Origin of the sequence: Evansella cellulosilytica DSM 2522 (genome assembly GCF_000177235.2) — a bacterium.
GTDB lineage: Bacteria > Bacillota > Bacilli > Bacillales > Salisediminibacteriaceae > Evansella > Evansella cellulosilytica.
The window spans coordinates 2,535,550-2,552,595 of sequence record NC_014829.1 but is presented as its reverse complement, the minus strand read 5'-3'; the positions used below and the strand labels follow the sequence as shown (position 1 = coordinate 2,552,595).

Annotated in this window: 18 protein-coding genes and 1 riboswitch; of the genes, 13 read left to right on the top strand and 5 right to left on the bottom strand. The window is 33.0% G+C overall.

Annotated elements, in window-relative coordinates; translation table 11 throughout:
* Positions 1-10: 10 nt before the first annotated feature.
* The 5 genes from BCELL_RS11685 to BCELL_RS11665 all read left to right on the top strand — a co-directional run bounded on the left by BCELL_RS11685 (position 11) and on the right by BCELL_RS11665 (position 5,448).
* Positions 11-490: a bactofilin family protein gene (locus BCELL_RS11685; RefSeq protein WP_049786639.1), complete on the top strand. Its 480-nt coding sequence runs from the start codon at positions 11-13 to the stop codon at positions 488-490.
* 138 nt (positions 491-628) lie between these two features.
* A riboswitch (cyclic di-GMP riboswitch) is annotated at positions 629-713 on the top strand.
* Positions 714-832: 119 nt separating this feature from the next.
* Positions 833-1,528, top strand: coding sequence for a response regulator transcription factor (locus BCELL_RS21650; protein ID WP_013488954.1), 696 nt, complete (start codon positions 833-835; stop codon positions 1,526-1,528).
* Positions 1,529-1,684: 156 nt separating this feature from the next.
* Positions 1,685-2,596 carry a CAP domain-containing protein gene (locus BCELL_RS11675; RefSeq protein ID WP_013488953.1) on the top strand — a complete coding sequence of 304 codons (912 nt, stop codon included), beginning with the start codon at positions 1,685-1,687 and terminating at the stop codon, positions 2,594-2,596.
* 269 nt (positions 2,597-2,865) lie between these two features.
* Positions 2,866-4,032, top strand: a complete 1,167-nt coding sequence (locus BCELL_RS11670) for a sensor domain-containing diguanylate cyclase (protein ID WP_049786638.1) — start codon at positions 2,866-2,868, stop codon at positions 4,030-4,032.
* Between the two features lie 126 nt (positions 4,033-4,158).
* On the top strand, positions 4,159-5,448 hold the full coding sequence (locus BCELL_RS11665; RefSeq protein WP_013488951.1) for an aspartate aminotransferase type Ic: 1,290 nt from the start codon (positions 4,159-4,161) through the stop codon (positions 5,446-5,448).
* An 80-nt stretch (positions 5,449-5,528) separates the two neighbouring features.
* On the opposite strand, the gene BCELL_RS11660 is transcribed toward BCELL_RS11665, so the two are convergent.
* Genes BCELL_RS11660 through cydS form a run of 3 tightly spaced genes read right to left on the bottom strand, consistent with a single transcriptional unit; the run spans position 5,529 to position 8,028 of the window.
* Entirely contained in the window at positions 5,529-6,536 is a 1,008-nt protein-coding gene (locus BCELL_RS11660; protein WP_013488950.1) for a cytochrome d ubiquinol oxidase subunit II, read from the bottom strand.
* A 30-nt stretch (positions 6,537-6,566) separates the two neighbouring features.
* Positions 6,567-7,901, bottom strand: a complete 1,335-nt coding sequence (locus BCELL_RS11655) for a cytochrome ubiquinol oxidase subunit I (protein WP_013488949.1) — start codon at positions 7,899-7,901, stop codon at positions 6,567-6,569.
* Positions 7,891-8,028 (bottom strand): cytochrome bd oxidase small subunit CydS family protein, encoded by a 138-nt coding sequence (gene cydS, locus BCELL_RS22600; protein WP_013488948.1) that lies wholly within the window; start codon positions 8,026-8,028, stop codon positions 7,891-7,893. Before cydS ends, BCELL_RS11655 begins: the two co-directional genes overlap by 11 nt.
* A gap of 164 nt (positions 8,029-8,192) precedes the next feature.
* Here cydS and BCELL_RS11650 point away from each other — a divergent pair, with 164 nt between their 5' ends.
* Positions 8,193-8,444, top strand: coding sequence for a sigma-G-dependent sporulation-specific acid-soluble spore protein CsgA (locus BCELL_RS11650; protein WP_013488947.1), 252 nt, complete (start codon positions 8,193-8,195; stop codon positions 8,442-8,444).
* A 76-nt stretch (positions 8,445-8,520) separates the two neighbouring features.
* Here the strand turns inward: BCELL_RS11650 and BCELL_RS11645 are convergent, their stop codons facing one another.
* Positions 8,521-9,177, bottom strand: a complete 657-nt coding sequence (locus tag BCELL_RS11645) for a TerC family protein (RefSeq protein WP_013488946.1) — start codon at positions 9,175-9,177, stop codon at positions 8,521-8,523.
* A 70-nt stretch (positions 9,178-9,247) separates the two neighbouring features.
* On the opposite strand from BCELL_RS11645, the gene dacB reads away from it, so the two are divergent.
* The 5 genes from dacB to BCELL_RS11635 are packed head-to-tail and all read left to right on the top strand — an operon-like array spanning position 9,248 to position 11,527.
* The gene (gene dacB, locus BCELL_RS11640; RefSeq protein ID WP_013488945.1) at positions 9,248-10,732 is read left to right on the top strand and encodes a D-alanyl-D-alanine carboxypeptidase/D-alanyl-D-alanine endopeptidase; all 1,485 of its coding nucleotides are present in this window, start codon (positions 9,248-9,250) and stop codon (positions 10,730-10,732) included.
* Between the two features lie 59 nt (positions 10,733-10,791).
* A complete protein-coding gene (locus tag BCELL_RS22595; protein ID WP_013488944.1) occupies positions 10,792-10,944 on the top strand; it encodes a hypothetical protein in 153 nt (50 codons plus the stop codon).
* A gap of 58 nt (positions 10,945-11,002) precedes the next feature.
* Complete coding sequence (locus tag BCELL_RS22370; RefSeq protein ID WP_013488943.1) at positions 11,003-11,140, top strand: hypothetical protein; 138 nt, start codon at positions 11,003-11,005, stop codon at positions 11,138-11,140.
* 14 nt (positions 11,141-11,154) lie between these two features.
* The gene (locus BCELL_RS22590) at positions 11,155-11,295 is read left to right on the top strand and encodes a hypothetical protein (protein ID WP_013488942.1); all 141 of its coding nucleotides are present in this window, start codon (positions 11,155-11,157) and stop codon (positions 11,293-11,295) included.
* Positions 11,273-11,527, top strand: coding sequence for a hypothetical protein (locus BCELL_RS11635; protein WP_013488941.1), 255 nt, complete (start codon positions 11,273-11,275; stop codon positions 11,525-11,527). Before BCELL_RS22590 ends, BCELL_RS11635 begins: the two co-directional genes overlap by 23 nt.
* A gap of 235 nt (positions 11,528-11,762) precedes the next feature.
* Here BCELL_RS11635 and thiM read toward each other — a convergent pair whose 3' ends face one another.
* Positions 11,763-12,572 (bottom strand): hydroxyethylthiazole kinase, encoded by an 810-nt coding sequence (gene thiM / locus BCELL_RS11630; RefSeq protein WP_013488940.1) that lies wholly within the window; start codon positions 12,570-12,572, stop codon positions 11,763-11,765.
* Between the two features lie 136 nt (positions 12,573-12,708).
* Between thiM and BCELL_RS11625 the strand changes: the two genes are divergently transcribed.
* Together BCELL_RS11625 and BCELL_RS21645 are read left to right on the top strand one after the other, a co-directional pair.
* Positions 12,709-14,802, top strand: coding sequence for a S9 family peptidase (locus BCELL_RS11625; protein ID WP_013488939.1), 2,094 nt, complete (start codon positions 12,709-12,711; stop codon positions 14,800-14,802).
* Between the two features lie 335 nt (positions 14,803-15,137).
* Entirely contained in the window at positions 15,138-16,880 is a 1,743-nt protein-coding gene (locus tag BCELL_RS21645; protein ID WP_013488938.1) for a HAMP domain-containing methyl-accepting chemotaxis protein, read from the top strand.
* Positions 16,881-17,046 lie beyond the last annotated feature (166 nt).

Below are 17,046 nucleotides of genomic sequence, written 5' to 3'. Positions count from 1 at the left end.
AGAGTAAATGATGTTTACTAATAAATCCGATAAAAAAATTAATGAAGTAAGTACAGTCATTGGAGAGGCTACAACTGTAGAAGGCAGGTTTCAGGTGAAATCAAGTATCAGAGTCGATGGGAAAATATTCGGTGAATTAAAATGCGATGGCGATGTCACTATTGGAAAAGAAGGGTATGTGGAAAAAGGGATAATATCTCGTAACTTGTATATTGCTGGAACGGTAAAAGGAAATGTTAAAGTTCAAAATAAAGTTCATATTTTGGAGTCAGGCCATCTTGATGGAGCAGTAGAAATGAAGTCAATAATCATTGATGAGAATGGACATTTCCATGGAAGAAGTATAATGAAAAATAATATAGATAAAATAACGGCAATGAAGAGTAAAAAAAATAATATAGTGGAAATAGAAAAAAGTATAAGCGATAAGGAAAGTGATACAGCGACCGAAAAGGAGAAAGATAATAATCTAGTTGACCAACATCAGTAATCCCACTATATACGTTTGAATTTTTAATAATATTAATAAAATTACTAAATTGTTTAATTTTGCTATTGCACGTTTCGCAATAAATGATTAAACTATAAATATAGTAAATTAGTTATAGTACTTTTTAATTGAAAAAATATTGTATAAAGGCAAACTTATTGAAAGATAAGGACGCAAAGCCAAGGGCCTAAATTATTTTATAATATGGCAGCCGGTTGCACAATAATGGGTAAAACCCTCTATTTTGCACTGGAGTAAAATAGAGGGTTTTTTATTATTCATTATAAGGGTTACTTAATAGATATTGGTTTACACATATTTATAAGAATAGGGGGATACATAATGTTTACGACTAGTGAAAGGCTTTCAACTGCTAATTTTAGAATTATTTATTTTGATAAGAAAAATAAACTTACTAAGGAATTACAACAAAACATATCAAAAATTATTAAAGGTTTATATGAGGAAAAAAATAACTTAAATGAGAAAGAATGTAATGAGATGATTTTTTATCTAATAAATAGTGAAGATGAAATTTCTTCAGACTTATTTCAGTATCAAATTGATTCTTTAAAACAAGAGAATTCACAAATATTGATTGTTAGTTGTAACGCACTTACGAGGCAATCATTATCTTTTCTCTCATTGCCAGTAAATGCCCTATTATCTCTTTCTTATTTAGAAAAAAATACGAATGTAGTATTGAGGTCGTTGTTTACAAAGGGTGTTTTTTTAGAACCTAACCTTCATACTGAATTAGTGACTGAGATTGAACGAAAAACTAACAGAAGCAAACCATTTAAAAAGCTATGCTTAAATATTTCGAAAGTAGCATCTATTTTTACTAAAAAAGAACAAGAAATTCTTCAGTTAATTTTAGATGGATGTAATAATGGAGAAATTGCTGATAAATTATTTTATGCAAATTCAACTGTAAGTACAAATATAAGTTCTATTTTAAAGAAAATGGAGGCTAATGATCGTACAGAAGCGATGGTAAAGGCCATACGTAATGGATGGGTTGATGGGACTTATTAAAAATTTGTAACGATGAGGATGACCAAACGCTTATAGCTAATATGGTTATCCTTATTTTGATGAGATTTATTTTATAAATACCATTTTATTCTATTAATACTTTTCAAATATTTTTGAAAAAATAATAGCGAAACAGAATAGAATGGAGGTATTTTTTTGAAGAAGTTTACTTTTTTCACAATAATACTATTTGTATTGATATTTACTTTTGCGTGTAATGGTACAGATGATGATTTATTTGACGAAGGAGCAACAAGATTAAATAATGAAGATGGTGCTTTTGCAGATTTCAGAGCGAATGATTTTAATGATTCAATATCAAGTGAAAGTACAACGATGTCCAGTAACGAATTTCCTCATACGAAAGCAGTGCAAATTCAAGAGGCAAAGTTTGAGTTTCAAGTAGATACAGACGAAAATCATGAACACATTAAAAATGGTCAAAAATGGGGAGATATGGAACAGCGGGCAAGACAATGGGTACAAGATCAAAAACAATCCCCTCGACAGAACAAACAAGCTGCACAAGAAGGGGATAATGTACCTAATCAGCAGAATGAACATGCAAATCAAGAGCAAACAGAACAAGAACCACAATCAGAGCAACAACCTGAACAAGAACAACAATCAGAGCAACCTGAACAAGATCAAACACCTACCCCAGGTGAAGAGGAAGAGGGACAAGAAGGAATAAGTGACGTTGAACAGCGGGTTATTGCACTAACAAATGAACAAAGAAGAAACAACGGGTTATCAGAATTACAAGCGGATAGTTCACTAAGTAATGTAGCACGTACAAAATCAACAGACATGCAAGAAAACAATTACTTTTCACATACTAGTCCGACTTATGGGTCTCCTTTTGACATGATTAGAGATTTTGGTGTTTCATATAATGCTGCAGCTGAAAATATTGCTCAAGGACAACAAACGCCAGAACAAGTTGTTGATGCTTGGATGAATAGCCAAGGACATCGTGAAAATATACTTAACGGTAATTTTACACATATTGGGGTAGGATACGATCCAAATGGACATCACTGGACTCAAATGTTTATAAGTCGTTAATAATAAAGTTCATATAGAAAAGTATTACGTTTAGTGTTAAAAGAAAATATAATAATTTTACCTCACCCCATTTCCAAACAAAAAAGAACATTAACGTAGTAAATATATAGAGCGGTAAATTAACTTAAAGAATGACTCAAAACGATTAATTAAATTTTGAGTCATTCTTTTTATATTTTTTGTCGAATTGTGTTGAATGATAATGTTTTTACTATATAATTATAATTGTATACAAATATTAAATTGGATAAAAATTGGGTGTGAATGATATGAAAATAGAATTTGGTGTATTAATAGTTTCCTTGGGCATTATTGTATTGTTTAATATTATAAATTTATCACAATGGTACTCTTTACTTTTCGTCATACCATTAGGCATATATTGTTTTATTATATATAAGCAGAAAAGAGAAAATAACATCATAGTTAGAAGTAATAAAATGTTAGAGGATGTAAACAAACTGTTAGAGAATAATCTCAAAGATTTTGAAGATGTATATAATAGTCTTGAAGTACCCATTTTTTCTTACACATACTCAAACAAGGAATTATTTATTTCTAAAAGCATTGAAAAAGTTGCTTCAATCTCTCAAGAAACGATAATAGATAATCCGATGGAGTGGAAGGAACTTGTGTACACGGAAGACAAAATGAAAGTAAATGAAAAAATGAAGTGGCTAGAGAAGGGCAATAATACTAAAATACAGTTTCGCATTAAGCATACTGATGATTCCGTTCGATGGTTAGAGCTTATAGCAACACCTAAAAACGACAGTAATAATAATATCGTAAAGATTGTCGGTACAATACACAACATAACGCGGCAAAAAGAGCTGGAGGATAAGTTAAGACAATTAGCTTATTATGATGAATTAACAGATTTACCTAATCGATTAATGATATTTAAGCATGTAAAAAAGGCATTAGCCAGATCAAAAAGACAAGAGCATAACTTAGCTGTTATGTTTATTGATTTGGACGGTTTTAAGAATGTTAATGATACGATGGGGCATGACGCTGGTGATACATTATTGAAAGATGTAGCTACGCGATTAAGTGAAAGTGTTAGAGAAGAAGACTTAACAGGTAGACTTGGTGGAGATGAATTTATTCTAGTACTGGAAGAAGTGCAAAATGAAGAAATAGAAATGATTGCTAAGCGTATCATTGAAAACATTTCTAATCCTTTTATTATTGATGGAGAAGAAGTTAATGTTTCACCTAGTATTGGAATTAGTATGTTTCCATCCGATGGTGAAGTATTTGACGAACTCGTTCAAAATGCAGATAAAGCTATGTATTATGCGAAAACGAATGGTAAAAACTCTTATAAATTTTATACTAGCGAACTAGAAGAATACGAACCTCCAAAATTTAGTTTATTTAACAAAATAAAAGAAACAGTTGCAAAGCTCGGTTCAAATTCACAGCGTTAAATATTTTAATAAATTTAAAAAAAATGATAAATCCATATGTTTTTCCTTGTATAATTAGTGGTATCTTTATATCCTTTAATAAGGAGTAAAGATTTTCGCAAATAACTAAGGAGGCGGCACACTTAAATGAGTGATTACACAGTACTAAGTACTCAAGAATTACAACAGGTACATATGGATTTGTTGGAAAAGTTTAACAAGTTAAAAGATGAAAATTTAGCATTAGACATGTCAAGAGGGAAACCAAGCCCAGATCAATTAGATTTGTCCAATGGTATGTTGGATATCATCAGTGCTGATACACCTCTAAAAGCTGAAGATGGTACTGATGTACGTAACTATGGTGGATTAGATGGTCTTCCTGAAGCAAAAGCTTTCTTCTCAAACATATTAAATGTTAGTAGTAATGAGATTATTATTGGGGGAAACTCTAGCTTAAATCTTATGCATGATACAGTTGCGCGTGCGATGCTATTTGGTGTAAATGATGGCGAAACAGCATGGGCAAAGTTACCAAAAGTAAAATTCTTATGTCCAAGTCCTGGATATGACAGACATTTCTCTATATGTGAGTTATTTAATATAGAAATGATTCGAGTAGATATGCTAGAGGATGGTCCAAATATGGATCAGATAGAAAAACTTGTTCAAGAAGATGAGTCAATCAAAGGTATTTGGTGTGTTCCAAAGTATAGTAATCCTGATGGTATTACGTATTCTGATGAAGTGGTTGACCGTTTCGCTTCAATGAAGACGAAAGCAAAAGATTTTAGGATTTTCTGGGATGATGCTTATACTGTTCATCATTTAACTGATAAGCCAGATGAACTAAAAAATATATTAACTGCTTGTAAACAGGCTGGTAATGAAGATAGGGTGTTAATATTTAGCTCTACTTCCAAAATAACCTTTGCCGGTGGTGGAATTGGTGTATTAGCTTCATCAGAAAATAACATTCAATATTTTAAAAAGCTACTTGCTATGCAAACAATTGGTCCTGATAAATTAAACCAGATAAGACATATACGCTTCTTTAAAAATGTTGAAAATTTAAGCACGCATATGAAAAAGCATGCATCTATCATTAAACCAAAATTTGATATGGTGTTAAATAAACTAGAATCTGAAATAGGTGGGAAAAACATTGGCTCATGGGTAGAACCGAATGGAGGATACTTTATCAGCTTTAATACTCTAGATGGATGTGCTAAAACAGTTGTTAGTATGGCTAAGGAAGCGGGAGTTAAGCTTACTGGTGCCGGTGCAACTTTTCCATATGGACATGACCCTAGAGATAGAAACATTCGTATAGCACCTACATTCCCATCATTAATCGAACTAGAAAGAGCCATGGACGTCTTTTGTTTATGTGTACAATTAGCTAGTGTTGAGAAATTATTAAAAGAACAACTATAATACTAAACTTTGTCCCATTAATACTTCCTAATAGGGAGACTCAAAAGGTTATTTTTTTGAGTCTCCTTATTTTCTATTTTCTACTTTCCTTGAACATATTCTGCATTAAACAAGAATAACCGTAACAGTAAATATAAAGATGGGAGAAGGAGGAACAAGCCAGCTATAAACGCCATAATTAGCGTAATACCCATTTCTGGACTTGTTACGTTATCAAATATCGTTATATACGGATATAGAATATAAGGTAAGTGAGTATAGCCATATCCGAAAAAGGCGAAACCAAACTGCAAGCAAACAAAAGTAAAGGCTAGACCTAAATATTTTTGCTTATAAATAAACCATAATGCTAATACAAAAGAAACAAGTGACAGTAAGAAAATCCAGCTTTCATCTAACATCGCTTGGAAATGCGCCTCGTTGTGAGTACTTAACGTTAGAAATACTAAAAAGCTTAATAGAATAGTAGGTCCACTCCAAATCATGCTGAATCTTCTCATCAACAATAAAGCGTCTTTGTCTTTTGCCTTATTAGCATAGTATGTAAGGAATGTTGCACTAATAAACAAAACACTTACGATTGCAAGCATAACAACAATCCATGAGTATGGATTTACAAATAGTTCTAACAGTAGTAAATGAACATCCCCACTAGTTCTGACAATAAATCCACCTTCCGAAATAGTTAGTACAGTAGATAGAGCAGCTGGAATAAGAAGTCCTGTAATGCCATATAAAAACAAATAAATGTTACTTTCCCTAGCCCCGTAGTTTGCAAATGCATAAAAGGATCCTCTTATTGCAAGCAAAACTAGAGCAACGCTACCAGGGACTAACAATGCTGTTCCGTAGTAGTAAGCACTATCTGGAAAAAATCCAATTAAACCAATCATAAAAAACACTAGAAAAACATTGGTAACCTCCCATACAGGAGAAAGATACCTATCGATAATTTGCCGAATAGAGTGTTTTTTGTTTGTTATTTTAGCATAAAAAGAATAAAACCCTGCTCCAAAATCAATAGAACCAATAATAAGATAACCAAATAGAAAAATCCATAATACAGTAATACCGATGAGTTCAATCATCTAAAACCCTCATTTCATTTTTTATTACTGTTATAAAATTACATGATGTTCTTCTAGCTCTTTTTCAGCATCTTTCTTTTTAAATAGACGAATCAGAATGGTCGGAAGCAGTATCGCAAGTGAAATATAAAGAAGACTAAACAAAACAAGCATCGCAAAGACATGATTTGACGTTGTAGCAGTATCTTCGACCATTAAAAATCCCCGTAAAATCCAAGGCTGTCTACCGACCTCGGTCATAATCCATCCAGCTTCAATCGATAAAATAGCTAAAGGGGCACCGATAACAATTGCCCGTAATAACCAGCGATTTAAAGAGTTAAATCGATTAAAGTAGTAAAATACAAGATAAATAAAGGAAACAGCTGCTAGAAACATACCAATAAAAATCATGATATTAAAGAAATAATGAATATAGAGAGGGGGCCAAAGCTCTTCAGGAAACTCATTTAACCCGATTACTTCAGCACTTGGCCTATTAAAAGCTAATATACTTAACGCATAAGGAATTTCAATGCCAAACTTCACTTCTCTTTCATCAGGATCTAATATACCACCTAACAATAATGTTGCATTTTCTTCTGTTTCGAAGTGCCATTCTGCAGCAGCTAACTTCTCTGGTTGATATTTGGCTAAAAACTTACCACTTATATCCCCGTTTATCATCGTAGCTATAGAAAAGACAAAGCAGCCTATCATTGTTAAATGTAAAGCTTTTTTATAATATTGATGAGACTTGTTACGTAACAAGTGAAAGGCTGCAATGGCTGCTAATATAAATGCGCTAGTTAAATAAGCGGTTGTTAAAACGTGCGACATTTTTGAAGGCATTGAAGCATTAAACATCGCAACTAATGGCTGAATATTTGTAAATACTCCATTTTCAACATCGAACCCATTTGGTGTATTCATAAAAGCATTAACAGTAGTGATAAAAAATGCTGATGCAGAAGAACCTATTACAATCGGTATAGAGAGTAACCAATGATAAATAGGTTTCTTAAACCGATTCCATGTGTATAAGTATATTCCTAAAAATATTGCCTCAAAGAAAAAAGCAAACGTTTCCATGAATAAGGGTAAAGCAATGATTTTTCCTGCAGCTTGCATAAAGGTTGGCCACAATAAAGAAAGTTGGAAACCAATAATGGTACCTGTTACTACACCAACAGCAACTAATATAGTGTAGCCCCTTGCCCATCGCTTTGCTAAAAGTATGTAATGATGATCCTTCTTTTTTATTCCGATAAATTCAGCAATGCTAATAAATATTGGTATACCTACGCCAACAGTAGCTAAAATAATATGGAAACCTAATGTGATAAATGTTAACAACCTACTTAGAGTAACTGGATCATCTATCAATGGCTTTTTCCTCCTCTACCTGAGAAGAGTATGGTTCTTTCGATTTAGTTGCCCAAAGAAAGAATACTGCTAACGATAAAAACACAACGAACACAGGTAAAATCATAATCATAAAGTCATTTATCACATTTACCACTCCCCATCCATTTTTTTCTTAGTATGGCAAGAGTTATTTTTATTATGTAATGCTACTTAGTTTTCACTAATTTGTAATCTTTTCGGTTAATGAATGATTTTACGGAGGATTTAACATCCTATAACAGATAAATGATGTGTAAAGAGGGTGTCAAAATGGATGTGTCTTTAAGGTATTTATTGGAATCATTATCAAATTATATAGATGATGATGAAGAAGCAAACGAAGTTTATGTAAAACTAAAGAGAAATAGCTTTAAAAATGAGAAGGATTTCTCGAAAAGCTTATCAACTCGGGAAATAGAGAAAATGAATCAAATAATAAAAAATGAAATTCATTATGCAAATGAGGAAAATGATGAGAAGAGGTCGAAAGAGTTGAATGAGGTATATGAGAACTTGTTTTAACAAACGACCTTAGTATTTCTAGGTTGACTCAAAAGATCTAATTTGCTTTTGAGTCAACCTCTAAGTGAAACTTATTCTATTTAATGGTATATATTCGATTTCGTCTCATCAACACGTATACACCGATTAATAAAATGATTATTGCACTACCTTTTGACAGCATTGGAACAAGGTAGTCTAGTGGCATCGCTAAAGGTAATAAAAGATCATATACTAGCTCATCCTTCATCATATTCTCAACAGCCGTATAGGCGATAAATGATGCAATCACAACGTAGATTAAAGGAAAGTGACTCAAAATCATATAAAGTAAATTTGAGAAGCGAAAAAGAACAAATAAACTACTAATCATTCCAATAAATATGAGAAAGGAAGTATCGGACACTGTTGATACTAAGAGAATACTGTCTAAACTAAGTAAAAAATCAATGGATAAAATTGAAATGAATGCCATTGGGACAGAACTGTTCCTAGTTGAAGCCATATCCCCTTCTTCTGTGGCCATTTTTACAGCGATAAATAATAAAATAACGCCAGAAAAAAGTTCCATCGCTATTACTTCATTTAGTGTGTGTAGGATGTTAATATAAAAAGTTCTCGTCAATGATAAAACAATTGCAAGGATGAAAATTAATCTTAATGAGGATGAATAATGCTTTAAAATTGATGCGTATATGACTATGTTATCTAGATCACTTAAAAAGCTTATAACAAAAATATGTACTAATTCCATTCCATCACCCTAATTTAGCTTATGAAAAGAAGTTTCAATACTTGTCTACTTTTTTATGAAAGGGCGTCCAATGGTGCAATCTCTATACTTAAAAAGTATGTGTCTACTATTATCCATTATTTTGTTATATTTAATTTTCATTCCGTACTCTGAAGCAGCAGCATTAGACACATTGGCATTAAAGGAAGACTTGGATGAATTAATTATTCATCATAGTGATATCAATCATGGCAAAATAGGCGTTAGTGTGCGGTCATTTCAAACTGGAGAACTGCTCTATGAACAAAATGTTAATCAGCTTCTAACACCAGCTTCTAATATGAAAATTTTAACGTCCATTGCAGCCTTAGAGCTGTTAGGTCCAAATTATCATTTTACAACAGAGCTTCTGATTGATGGTAATACACGATGGCAATTGCTTAAAGGTAATGTTTACATTAAAGGTAAAGGTGATGCCACCTTATTACCAACTGACATAGAAAAGCTAGTTAGTGAGCTTAAACAACAAGGGATTAAGTACATATTTGGAGATATTGTGGCAGATGATAGTTGGTTTGATTCAATAAGACATCCAATCGATATGCCTTGGAGTGATGAAATGTACGGATATGGTGCACCAATTTCAGCGCTAACGGTAGCTCCAAAGAAAAACGTAGAAGGCGGAACAATCATAATTGAGATTATGCCGAATGAACAGATCGGACAACCGGCAGTGATTAAAACCGTTCCAGATACTGAATATGTTGAAGTTATTAATGAATCAATTACTGTTACAGATAGTGAAAGGAATAATATTTCAATTAAGAAAAAACATGGTACAAATCAAATCTATATAAATGGACATATCAATCAGACGGAAAAAAAAATTGAAAAATTAATGTCAGTTTGGGAGCCTACAAACTATGTTTTACATTTATTTAGTGAGTATTTGAAAAAAGAAGAAATTCGACATTTAGGAAATGTTACATTAGGAGATACTCCAAAGGAAGCAAAGCTGTTTACTGTCCATCATTCAAGCCCACTTTCTGAACTGTTATTCCCGTTTATGAAATATAGTGATAACGTTTTAGGGGAATCGATAACGAAAGAGATGGGGAAGTTCAAATATGGTGACGGAAGTTGGGAATGTGGACTTCGAGCTTTACAAGAAGCGCTAGCCCATTATGATATGAAAACTGAAAATACGATTATAAGAGACGGATCAGGTATATCACATGTCAATGCTATATCTACAAATGATATTACAAAATTACTTTATGAGATCAAAAAGGAACATTGGTTCCCATTATTTAAAAGCTCTCTTCCGATTAGTGGTCATGATAGTAAATACTTAGGAGGAACATTAAAGGATAGGTTCACCAATAGCCGAATGAAGGGGAAAGTCAAAGCGAAAACGGGTACACTGACCTCAGTATCATCATTATCAGGCTATTTAGAGACAAAGGGGGAAGAATCGATTATCTTTTCAATTATTACGAATGACATAACAAATAGTAAAAAAGCAAAAATGATAGAAGAAGAGATAACGATGGTTATAGCAGACTACCTAAACTAAGCTAAATAATATGTCCTATGTAGGGTTATATTATAGATACTGTAGGAGGTGAATTAAAATTGGGTAAACAAAAAGCACATAGAAGTGGAAATCCTGATATACCTGCAGCACAAAGTGTTAATCCTTTAGGAAAGTCTCCAGATGATGCACGAGCAGGTGAAATAATAAGTGAAGGTCACGAAAAGGCAAAAAAAAGTAATACGAAAAGATAATTGTATTTATATAGGTTTAAATGTTCAGAAATGAATAATTGTTAGAAGGTGAATGAAGATGAGAAAACGTAAAGGACAACGAAATGCAGCAGTAACAAATAATCAAACACCAGAAGAAAGCATGCCTGACGTTAAAGAGCAATATTCAAGGAGTAATCATAATCGACCTAAAAATGGGCCAGGTTCAAAGGGGTAAAGGAGTGTGTAAATTTGAATACGAGCGAAGAAGAAGTGAAAAGAAGGAAGAAAAAATCTTCATTAAACGATATATTACATGATACCCCACATCCTAGACAAATAGAATCAGACCTTAATGGAGAGGGAAAAAATGAAAAGCAAAGAAAACGGTAAAAATGACTCCTACTTCGAGAAGATAGAGAAACTATATATTTTAAATGAGACGAAACAAATGTTAGAGCACAAATTAGCAAGTGATCATTTACTAATTGAGGAAATAAATATCATCCAAGAAGATATAAAAAAAATAAATAAAGAAATTGAAGCTCACACAAACCATAAAGAAACAGCAGATAGAGCATTAAATATGTCATTGTTATTTCCAAATACAATTGCAGACGAATAGACATGAGGGTGAATCAAAAGATTGCATGACTACTATGAGAAATTACCCACTCATAGTAGTCTTTTAAAAGGTTGCAACGACTCACTTCATTGCTTTGAGTGGTTAAAATAGTTAAATACTGAATTTTTCAGTTCCCTCTACTTTTCACCTTTTGAGTTCTTCTTTAGGAAAAAAATATTTCTCTTTGTAGATAATGCTAGAGAAGCTAATTCTTGTGGAATCACATATTTGTTAGTTAATCAATCGATTTTTCTAACTTTACTAACTCTTTTATTTTTTCATCTGTTATCGTGTAAAGGTAATCTAGGAAGTGTAGTTGAAAATGACCTGGACCTTTGTTTAATGAAGCACTAGCAGCAACTTCAGCCGCAGATCCATAAAAACATACAGCAGCTGCAGACGCTTCGAGAATATTATTACTTTGTGTGATGAAAGAGGCAACTACAGCACTTAACAAGCAGCCTGTTCCTGTTACTTTAGTAAGCAGTTCATCGCCGTTTTGAATTTGATAGTATGTCACACCGTCTGTTACTATGTCGGTTTTTCCGGTTAACACTATTACAGTTTTTAATTTTACGGCTGCTTTTTTTGCTAAATCAACGAGATTGTTGATCTGAACATTAGAATCTACACCCTTCATTTCAACATTTTCATCAATTAAGTTGGCGATTTCTCCTGCATTTCCGCGAACGACCTGTATATCTATTTTTTCTAAGAGTGCTTTTGCAGTTTCGGTACGATAGGAGGTAGCACCAACACCTACAGGATCTAAAACAATAGGAACATTGTTTTTATTCGCGGCTTGGCCAGCAATAAACATCGCCTCTACATCCTCCGCTGTTAATGTTCCAATATTTAAAACAAGGGCTTGAGCAATACTAGCCATATCTGCAACTTCTTCCTTTGCGTATGCCATTACAGGGGAAGCACCTATGGCGTATAAACCGTTTGCAGTAAAATTTGTTACTACTACATTTGTTATATTATGTATAAGTGGAGCATGTTCTTTCACTTTCTTTCGTAAAGAGACTACTATATCATTCATAACAATTCATCCTTTCGATACTATATATACTCTTAATCATTATATACAACATGTAACTCTTTAACCTAATATATAGACATTAAACATTTAACGATGTTTACTTAAAAATCAAAAAACGTATTGAGGAGGATGGAATGTGAAAAGGACACTACATACAAACGATTTATATCGTTTCAAATCTACAGGAAATCCACAGTTAACGAATGATAATAATAAATTAATATATGTCATTCAAGAACTTGATAAAGAGAAGGATGAAATGAGATCAAATATTTATTTAATGGACTTAGTGTCAGGTGAAAAAAAGCAACTGACATACTCTGACAAAGATAATAACCCTAAGCTATCTCCAGACGGAGAAAAGCTTGCTTTTATTTCAACGCGTAGTGAAAAAAGTCAAATATGGATCCTTCCAATGGACGGTGGAGAGCCGTACTGTATAAAAACAGAGGAAGCTGTTATGGGACCGCTCATTTGGACATCAGATAGTAGTAATATTCTGTACTCGGCTAATGTTTTTAATGATTATCATGAAGCTTGGACACCTTATCCTGGAGCTCCAGATTATGATTATGATAGACTAAAGGCTATTGAGAGCAATAAACATAAAACAAAAGATGAGAAAGATAAAGAGAAAGAAAAAAAGAAAAATGAAGTAAAGGTCATAAGTCGTTTCACATATCGTTTTGATGGACAAGGGTATTTTGGCCATGGAAACAATCATGTATTTATTACGGCTGTACCAAATCAAATAACACCAAACTTTAAAGCGCAAGGAATACAAATTACTACAGATGATTATGACTATAGTGCTCCTAGCTTATCACCTAATAATGAGTATTTAGTCGTTTGTGCTAGAAAGTCAAAGGAAGCGGATTATGAACAAAAAAATGATTTATGGATTATCCACTTAAAGACAAAGAAAAACTATTTATTATATGATGCACCTGGTCCTACGAGTAGTCCGAATTGGTCTCCATGTGGAAAATTTGTTAGTTTTAGTGGCCATAACAATATGGAGGGTGCTTCCACAACAAACGATCTATGGGTATTACAAGTTGAAGAATTTACGAATAACATTAGTAGAGAAATCAAACAAGGTCCACTTACCGAACGTGACGCTCAAAACATCACAAGACAACTGGATAGACCAATTGGTGGTCAACCTTCAGATGTTGGCTTTAAAGGGGGAGCAAATGTAGGGTGGCAAGAGGATAGACTATTATTTATTATATCAGATAAAGGTGCAGGCTCATTATATGAGCTAAGGCTTCCATCATTTGAAATAAGTCCATTGCTGAGTAGCGAAAAGCAATCTATATCAAGCATGTATACAAACGAAAAGAATGTAATTTTGTCAGTAAGTAATCCTACAACACCTCAGGAACTATATCTTTTAATTGATGATGATTTAAGTCAAATTACAAATAGTAATGATAAAATTTTACAAGAAGTCACGTTTAGTCAATGGGAAAAAACAACTTATAAAACTAGCGGGAATGTAGATATAGATGCTTGGATTATTTATCCTAGTCACTTTAAGAAAACAAGTAAATATCCTCTTGTTTTACTGATACATGGTGGACCACATGCAGCATATGGACCTACGTTTATGTTTCTTGCACAATTACTAGCTGCGCAAGGGTACATTGTTTATTATACTAATCCAAGAGGAAGCGAAACATATGGTCAAAAATTTAGTTGTAGTATCGATAAAAATTGGGGGAATCTTGATTATATAGATATAATGAATGGAATTGACAAAATATTAGCCAAAGGATTCGTAAATGAGAAAAAAATGTTTGTACATGGATGGTCATATGGTGGCTATATGTCGTGTTGGATCGCAACACAGACCGACCGATTTAAAGCGATCTGTGCTGGTGCAAGTGTCACTAACCTCGTTAGTGGATACGGTACGTCGGATATAACTTTGGCTGATGAATTTGAATATGGAGGTCAGCCTTGGAACGATTATCCTCATTTAATGAAACACTCGCCACTTGGACATGTAGAAAAAGTAAAGACTCCTGTCATGTTAATGCATGGTGAGAATGACATGCGGGTAGCACCATCGCAAACAGAAGAATTTTTTACAGCGTTAAAAAGGTTAAAGAAAGAAGCAATTATGATCAGGTATCCTGACGAATTCCATGGCTTAAGTCGCCCTTTACATCAAAAGGATAGATATGATCGTTTAATTGCTTGGTTTAATTATTATCAATTATAATAACTACAGTCTCTCTCAATACTTTCTTTGAGAGGGATCTCTTTTTTTATAAGAGCAATCTCTATTAAAAAAAATAGTACTTTTCATCATAATTAACAGAATTATGTTGTTTTATGTAACTTTATCCAGTAATATTATTTTTATGCTATAATTTGTTGCTAATTCATCATTTTTAAAAAAGTCAAATAATTTAAAAGGTTAGAAACATAAACGGTTTTGTGATCAATTACAAAAGTTGTTCATGTGAAAACTACATTTTAAAATTTTGACTATTCTAAAAATGACGAATAGTTTTTTTATTTCTAAGGGTAGAATGACAGATAGGAGAGATGACATTGAAAAATATTTTTAAAGTTGGTCAAAAAAAGAAATGGAAGTTACCAAAGAAACTAAAAGTAAAGAGAAGCTTTAATCTAAAATTTAAATTACTAGCTAGTTTTTTATTTATTTGCTTTATTTTTAGTATAGGAAGTGGGATATCTTACTTTAACATGCAGAAATCAACGCAATCATACGATTACTTGATCAACCAAGTAATTGAAATTCGAAATATAACGAGTGAAATTGAGTCAAGTGTCAATCAGCAAAGTAGTCATTTTCGTGGTTATTTACTAACAGAGGAAGAGTCAGAAATGGATCAAATGACAATGATTAACAATCATGTTAGTGAACTTGTAGAAGAGGCAATGGAATTAAGTACGCTGGAGGAAACAAAACAACAATTAAATGCACTTGATACTTTAAATAAAAGCTACTTAAATACAGCACTACAAGTAAGGTCGATGAGTTCAGGACGTATTGACTATGCAAATAGGAATATTTTACCGATGGAAAATAACTTGCGTGGTTATGCAGCTGATTTAACCGTATTTTTAAATGAAATTGTAGAAGAGAGAAGGGTAGAGTCAGAGCAAGAAACTGCCATGGCGATGACATTAGTCTTAACGATCAGTGCTGCTGCTTTAATTTTCGCAGTCATTGGTGGAATATTTATTGCCACTATTATTACAAAACCAATTATTAAAATTGCAAATATGTCAAAAAAGCTTGCAGCTGGTGATTTAACAGTTGAACCACTTAAGATAAAAAGCCGGGATGAAATCTATGATTTAAATGAATCTTTTATTGAGATGAGCAATAACTTAAGAAACATGCTTTCAAAAATTGCTATGAATACTGAACAAGTTGCTGCATCTTCTCAGCAGTTAACGAGTAGTGCAGAAGAAACGAGTAAAGCTACCTCCACGATCACTGAATCGATGCAATCTGTGGCTTCTGGAGCAGATACTCAAATGAAGAGTACAGATTCGGCCAAACAAGTTGTAGCGGACATGACAGAAAGTATTCAGAACATATCAAGTAGTGTGGAAGTTGTTACAAATATTGCGAATGAAGCAGGAGAAAAGTCTAATAATGGTGTTGGTGTTGTTGAAAAAGCTATAAAGCAAATGCAGGCCATAGATGCGAAAACATCTGAAATATCTCATGTCATTAAAAACTTAGGAGATAAATCAAAGCAAATCGATTCTATTATTACACTTATAACAGACGTTGCTGAACAGACTAATTTATTAGCATTGAATGCAGCAATTGAAGCTGCACGTGCTGGAGAACACGGTAGAGGTTTTGCTGTTGTGGCTGATGAAGTACGAAAACTTGCTGAACAATCTAATAAATCTGCTTCGGAGATTAGTAGTTTGATTCATGTCATACAAGAAGATATAGATAAATCTGTTTCTATGATGGGGCAAGGCCGTACATCTGTAGAAGACGGTTTAACTTTGGTAAATAATGCGGGGACAGAATTTAAAACAATTTCCAAATCAATTAATGGAATAACTGATCATATTTATCATGTTTTACAAGCAGTGAAGGAGAGCACTTCAGATGCTGAAACAATGAGAGTTTATATAGAAGAGGCATCAGATATAGCAACTGATTCAGCTAGCTACGCGCAAAATGTTGCAGCATCTGCTGAAGAACAAATGGCATCGATGCAGGAAATTTCTGCATCTGCTGAAACACTTTCTAGTATGGCTGAAGAGCTACAGGATGAAGTTAGTAAATTTAAGATTTAATACAAAAGACTTGATGAAGCTGTTTTATAAGTTATAAAAGAAATTGCAATGTTTTCACTTGCCAAAAGCCCATTATAAGAACCTACTTATAGTGGGCTTTTACGTTACTACGGTGGACCCGCTATTGCTTTAAGATAAATTCAATAGAAAAAAATTGCGCTTTTAA

Excerpts from the sequence above, each read along its gene's own strand:
- BCELL_RS11685 (WP_049786639.1), top strand. The coding sequence starts at position 11 with ATGTTTACTAATAAATCCGATAAAAAAATTAATGAAGTAAGTACAGTC.
- BCELL_RS21650 (WP_013488954.1), top strand. The coding sequence starts at position 833 with ATGTTTACGACTAGTGAAAGGCTTTCAACTGCTAATTTTAGAATTATT.
- BCELL_RS11670 (WP_049786638.1), top strand. The coding sequence starts at position 2,866 with ATGAAAATAGAATTTGGTGTATTAATAGTTTCCTTGGGCATTATTGTA.
- BCELL_RS11665 (WP_013488951.1), top strand. The coding sequence starts at position 4,159 with ATGAGTGATTACACAGTACTAAGTACTCAAGAATTACAACAGGTACAT.
- BCELL_RS11660 (WP_013488950.1), bottom strand. The coding sequence starts at position 6,536 with ATGATTGAACTCATCGGTATTACTGTATTATGGATTTTTCTATTTGGT.
- BCELL_RS11650 (WP_013488947.1), top strand. The coding sequence starts at position 8,193 with ATGGATGTGTCTTTAAGGTATTTATTGGAATCATTATCAAATTATATA.
- BCELL_RS11645 (WP_013488946.1), bottom strand. The coding sequence starts at position 9,177 with ATGGAATTAGTACATATTTTTGTTATAAGCTTTTTAAGTGATCTAGAT.
- dacB (WP_013488945.1), top strand. The coding sequence starts at position 9,248 with ATGGTGCAATCTCTATACTTAAAAAGTATGTGTCTACTATTATCCATT.
- BCELL_RS22370 (WP_013488943.1), top strand. The coding sequence starts at position 11,003 with ATGAGAAAACGTAAAGGACAACGAAATGCAGCAGTAACAAATAATCAA.
- BCELL_RS11635 (WP_013488941.1), top strand. The coding sequence starts at position 11,273 with ATGAAAAGCAAAGAAAACGGTAAAAATGACTCCTACTTCGAGAAGATA.
- thiM (WP_013488940.1), bottom strand. The coding sequence starts at position 12,572 with ATGAATGATATAGTAGTCTCTTTACGAAAGAAAGTGAAAGAACATGCT.